Here is a 3,726-nt window from a genome sequence, read left to right on the forward strand (position 1 = left end):
TTGTAAAGTTCTCTGATGCCGGAGGGTGGGGTGATGCTTTTCACTCCGATTAACGGATCATAGCTGTAGGTACTGATCTGATACGCTGATAATGCAGCGTTGTTTCTGAACAGGTCTAGGGCCGCAATCAAAGTCTGTTCGGAAGAATCGGTACCTAATTGGGCATCGTTATCCGAAGCATTAACAATGGTATCAATGATGGATTGGCTGATATCTGAAAGCTTGGCGCCTTCGATCTTAGCAATAGGCTGGGTCTGGTTATAGCCCCAGATAATGGTTGTTGAAATGCCGTTTCTTGCAGTGTATTGTTGTATATTTCCCTTGTTGTCATATTTATCATAAATAACTTCAGTCGATGGCACGTTGCTCTGAAGATCATAAGAAAGCACCAACAACGGAAGAACCAGAGAAGAATTGTTATTGGTGATCTCAGTAGTAGTCTTTGGATAAAGTGTTTCTGTCCTTGATAGTGTTTTTGTAGTACTTCCAATGGTTTGTATGGTAGAAGTTTCTAAAGGAATGCCAATCATATTCTTACCGATCATCAGCTGATTTGCCTTTTCATGAGCGTACTGGTAAGAGGTTTCATTAACGGTTCCATCAGGAGAAGTATTTTTTTGTTTGTTAAGTTGATAATGAGCAGGATTGTCATAGAAATATTGTGTTTGTTTTTTTACAGCTTTTCCAGTCAAATAATCTGTTACTTCAGATTTATCAATGCTAAAAGTATCTGTAATAAAGGGATAAAACAGGTAGCTGTAAAATGGAGTGGCGTTCTTTTTCCGTGCTTCAAAATACCCTCCGAAATTACTGATGGAGAATTTATTTTTACTCGTATATTCATTGATGACTGAACGCAAAAGAGTATTATTCTCATCAAAATCCTTTTTGTATAAAAGCAGCCCGTTTCTCCAGCTAAATACACTAGCGGTAAGATCACTGTTAATAGTTCCCTCTGTGTAATATTCAGGGTCTGCCTTCATGTCAAATGTATATGAATATTCTGTATGTCCAAGTGTTCTTAATTGTGCGTCTATCCTTTTTTCGGTAACCCTGTCATAAATTACTGAAGCCATCGCAAGATTAGCCAAAGGAGAGACTGGTGTACTGCTTATTTTAGATTCGGAAAAATTAAGACCCGCCGTGTAGTTAAATATAAAAACAGGATAATCCATTATATTGCCGCTGGATATGGTCTCTCCATTTTGAATGTAATCATATTCATATTGTTTTGTCAGTAATGGAGTTCCATCCGAATCAAAAAGTTTAATATGTTTTGTTCTCAGTCCTCCAACAATAAGGTTATTAGGATCATCTAAAAGTTCATCCCAGTAAGCAACAACGCTGAACCCCAAAGTCTGGCTATTGCCGTTCCCTGTTTTTAAAGCGATAACATCATATTCTCCTTTAGGCAGGTTAAGAGATAGCTGAGACTGTGCTATAGTCATATTTGTAGAATTATTAACACCTACTATTTTTACAGTATATTTACAGTCACTGCTATTTAATTGATTGGTACAGCCTTCTACATTGGTGTTTAATGTAACTGTACTTCCCGGACGGTTGATTGATAATCTCCCTCTGTACTCTGGCTTATCTATTACGATAACATTAACCGGACCAATATCTCTGTCTGCTTCAAGCCAGAAATTCTTGGTTTCAGTTTCTCCGAACCTAACAACAGCTGGACGTACAATTCTTGAAACCCGATTAGATTCATATTCGTAAGTTATAGATCCTCCGGTAGGGTAAATAATTTTTTCAAGTATACAGGCTTTGGCGTATTCCAAAGAAACATTTCTCTTTGCAGTCCCGGCATCTGTAAAATAACCCACTGTTTTAGGAATTAGTTCCGAATTGCTTTCTCCGTTATAAAATCCCCATGCATCCTGTGAGTAGCTGTATTTGTTCGGTAAATTTCTGGAATTATATATAAATTCATATTTCTGTGGCATTGAGTCCGTACCGTTGTAGATATTTACATTATCAAGCTTAAGCCGGTATCCGTCTTCTGCAAAATAATAATAGTGATCGTATGGCTTTGAATTGTCAGAAGTAAAATAGCTGTAATTGAAGACTGCTTTTTTTATTAACTTCCCATTTTCCTTCACCTTAATTTCTTTCAGGGCTTTGTTATTAGCCAAGTCTTGCCTATTAGCTGTATCATCAATAAATTCAATCTCAGTTGTATTATATTTGATTTTTTCCAAAGACATAGCTGTAATTCTTCTCTGACTGTAATTGATGTATTTAACTTTTTCACTAGGAAAAAATTTCACTGTAGATTCGCCTGCTTTAGAATAATATTGATAAGTCGGATTTTGCTTGTATTGGAATTCTAAAATATTATTTTTGGTGTCCTCTATTTTAACTAAATACCATGTCAGAATATGGGGAAGTGTACTGCTGGGGCCTCCTACAGCTCCTGGAGCATCACTGGCAAGCGTGATCGTTTGTGAAAGATCAGAATATTCTACATTATTGTTTATTCCGAAATAATACTTAATACCACCCGTATCAGTCAATATCCAGGAAATAATGTGCCCATTGTTATATTGAGGTTCGAGTTTTATGTTACTTAAAGGAGCCTGCACAAACCTTGCATTTTGTTTATCGTAAAAGAAACGAAACTGAATACCGTTAGCACTTACGTTATATTCATCAGGCTCTGCATCAATATATTCCTTCTGATTAAACAGTATATTACCCTGCTCACTATCATGAACCATCGATTTTAATTGAGCAATATTGTAAGAAGTGTACATATACCCGCTTCCGGCAGCATCATCTGGAGAATCTTTCACGGTACGGGTAATCATTCCCATTCCGCTCATATTCCAGCCTAAGCCGGTTTTTCCCGCCATTTCTTCCACTCTGATACCTCCCGCCTGATACTGTAAACTGAGAGGGTAAGAAAGTTCATTACTTATCGTAAGATTGTAAACTGGAATTGTTATCTCAGGAATTCCTCTGCTCAGAGACATCGGTTGATCTATAAATTTACCAATTAAAGCAATTTCCGGAGTGGGTGGGAATACAATAGATCTGTCCCTCTGTCCAGCTAGTCTGTTTATCACCAATAGCATTGCAGATAAGAATAATATTCTTCTTTTAATTTTCATTTGTGTTCTATTTCTTAATTAATTTTGCACTCTCCGTTTTATCGTTATCCGTTTTTATTGTTACCAGATAAGCCCCCTGAATTAAATTCTGAGTATTGATCTTCGTCACTTTATTCTTAGTTTTCACCGTCTGAAGCTGCCTTCCTCCCATATCATACAACACAATATCAGCCTCTTTAAAATCGTAGCCTATTTCCACATAAGCATACTCTGAAACTGGGTTCGGATAGATTTTAATGTTTTGTTTCTCGATTAGCTGATCAAGTTGTTTATCTCCCAATTTGACAATCTTCCAGTTTTCTTTTCCCAATTCCTCTGCACTGGTTCCTGCCAGAATGATAGAACCATCCCGGTTGAGCTTCAAGTCTGAAAGTCTCTCCTCTCTCTGTCTCTTGTCTCCGGTCACATGTTTTCTCCACTGTTCATTTCCGTCCTGATTCAGATACAACATCCAGAACGTTTCATCTTCAGCTTCTATTCTTCCTTCTGCCTGCGTATAACCGCCTAACAAAATTCCTTTGGTAAAGTCTTTATTCTTTTCTCTTTCATCCCGGCTCTGAATCACACTCATTCCCATCAGAATATCGCGGTTTTTGAAATTGTA

General features: G+C 37.3%; 1 protein-coding gene and 1 pseudogene. Both read right to left on the reverse strand.

Going from position 1 to position 3,726, the window contains the following annotated elements; genetic code table 11:
• Positions 1-3,122: pseudogene (locus BW964_RS22170) on the reverse strand (hypothetical protein); the annotation flags it as partial.
• A 7-nt stretch (positions 3,123-3,129) separates the two neighbouring features.
• On the reverse strand, positions 3,130-3,726 hold a 597-nt coding region (locus tag BW964_RS22175; protein WP_139325918.1), incomplete at its 5' end, for a T9SS type A sorting domain-containing protein.

Origin of the sequence: Chryseobacterium shigense (assembly GCF_900156575.1) — a bacterium.
Taxonomy (GTDB): domain Bacteria; phylum Bacteroidota; class Bacteroidia; order Flavobacteriales; family Weeksellaceae; genus Chryseobacterium; species Chryseobacterium shigense.